The sequence below is a fragment of the Bacillus thermozeamaize genome (assembly GCA_002159075.1).
Classification (GTDB): domain Bacteria; phylum Bacillota; class Bacilli; order ZCTH02-B2; family ZCTH02-B2; genus Bacillus_BB; species Bacillus_BB thermozeamaize.
Window position 1 is genome coordinate 1 of the sequence record LZRT01000020.1, and the last position, 1,988, is coordinate 1,988.

The 1,988-nt window shown below is 51.4% G+C and carries 1 protein-coding gene and 1 pseudogene; both read left to right on the forward strand.

Features of this window, described 5'->3' with window-relative positions; all coding sequences use genetic code 11:
- Nucleotides 1-97 precede the first annotated feature (97 nt).
- Nucleotides 98-1,324: a transposase gene (locus BAA01_00210; GenBank protein ID OUM90253.1), complete on the forward strand. Its 1,227-nt coding sequence runs from the start codon at nucleotides 98-100 to the stop codon at nucleotides 1,322-1,324.
- 411 nt (nucleotides 1,325-1,735) lie between these two features.
- Nucleotides 1,736-1,988: pseudogene (locus tag BAA01_00215) on the forward strand (transposase).

Here is a 1,988-nt window from a genome sequence, read left to right on the forward strand (position 1 = left end):
GATTGTCGCTCCTTCGGGAAGCACGCGGGATAGAATGGCCCATGTGTGGTCGTTGCACCAGCCCTCAATCGACAAAGCCGCAAGGAGATTGTCCATCATGGATGTCGTCTACAGCCATGTCTGTGGACTGGATGTCCACAAAAAGACGGTCGTGGCCTGCATTATCACGCCGGACGAGAAAGAAATCCGCACATTCTCGACCATGACCGACGATCTGTTGCAGATGGTGGACTGGATCAAGAGCAAAGGTTGCACCCACGCTGCCATGGAAAGCACCGGTTCCTACTGGAAACCCGTCTATAACCTGTTGGAGACGGAAGAGATTCAAACCTTGGTCGTCAATGCGCAGCATATCAAGCATGTTCCCGGACGAAAAACCGATGTGAAGGATGCCGAGTGGATCGCTTCGTTGCTCCGGCATGGATTGCTCCGAGGCAGCTTCATTCCGCCGCGTGATCAACGGGATCTACGCGAGTTGATCCGATACCGCCGTAGTCTGATCGAGGAGCGGGCACGAGAAGTCAACCGGATTCAGAAAGTGCTGGAAGGCGCCAACATCAAACTGTCGTCGGTAGCCAGCGATATTCTGGGCAAATCGGCGCGTGCGATGATCGAAGCGCTGATAGCCGGTAACGTTGATCCGGAATCCTTGTCGGAGTTGGCACTTCGGCGTCTGAAGAACAAGAAAGCGGATCTCCAGCGCGCGCTCAAAGGACTGATCGGCCCGCACCAACGGTTGATGCTCCAAACCCAACTGCGGCACGTCGATGAACTGGACGCGCTGATTCAACAGTTGGACGAGGAGATCAAGAGGCGGATGCTCCCTTTTGAGGAAGACCTGGAGCGGCTGGACACCATTCCCGGGGTGGCCCGGCGGACGGCGGAACAAATTGTCGCTGAAACGGGGACCGACATGAGCCGCTTTCCGTCTGCCGCTCATTTGTGTTCGTGGGCGGGGGTGGCTCCAGGGAACAACGAAAGTGCTGGGAAACGAAAGTCCGGGCGAACGACCAAAGGGAATCCGAAGCTTCGGAGCGCTCTCATCGAGGCGGCACGGGCAGCAGTCCGAACGAAACACACGTATCTGTCCAGTCTATATCATCGCATTGCCGCCAGACGAGGGGCCAATCGGGCGGCTGTGGCGATGGCCCATCGGATCCTGACCATCGTCTACCATCTGCTAAAGGAAAAACAGGTTTACAACGAACTGGGGCCTCATTATTACGAAGAACGCCGGCGTGAACAGATGGCCCGACAAGCGATACGGAAGTTGGAAATGTTAGGATATGACGTTATGGTAAAAGAACGGGAGCAAACCGCATAATCCCCTATCATCTTCCAATTTGAAGCGATGTAACGGTGGGTTGGCCTTTTTGTGCTTTTTAGCGACTATTATTTTCGGGATAGTAAATTACAACCTCAATTCCCCTCTTTTTGCATACCCACTCTAAAGCTGGATCTCCCTCAGAACAAACTATTATTGGTCTAATATTGCTATGATTGTACTCTCTTTCGAACATGTCTATACCTGCTATTATCTGCCCGATTACTAACCGATTTAGCTTTACTTTTACTTCAATCAACTCGATCTCTTGGCCTTTAATTAACTCATCAAAAGAATTTATCCTGAATTTCGAAAGTAAAACTCTTTTAAAAACATAAAAAGGGCTCCTGTTCTTTGGTAGAATGGTGTTTGACGAAAAAAACTCCAGCCAAAGAAAGGAGCACCTTTAAGGTGAAGTCTACCACACCCGTCAGCAAAATCAAGACAGAATTTTCCCTGCGACATGCGACCAGTTTCGGAGGCGCCAAAATCTTTCTGGAATACCTCGAGAAAATCAAGCTCGCCAAGGCGCTGCAGGGGCTATCGTTTGCGAAGGCAAACAACTCGTTGTTTCCCCTCTACCGCATCCTGCTGTATCTCATTGTCGGCTGGGTGCTCGGCTGCCAGCGGCTCTTTCATTTTCGCAAGTTGCAATATGATCCGC

What these genes read in the sequence shown, in the direction of transcription:
- BAA01_00210 (OUM90253.1), top strand. Translation starts at nt 98, where the DNA reads ATGGATGTCGTCTACAGCCATGTCTGTGGACTGGATGTCCACAAAAAG.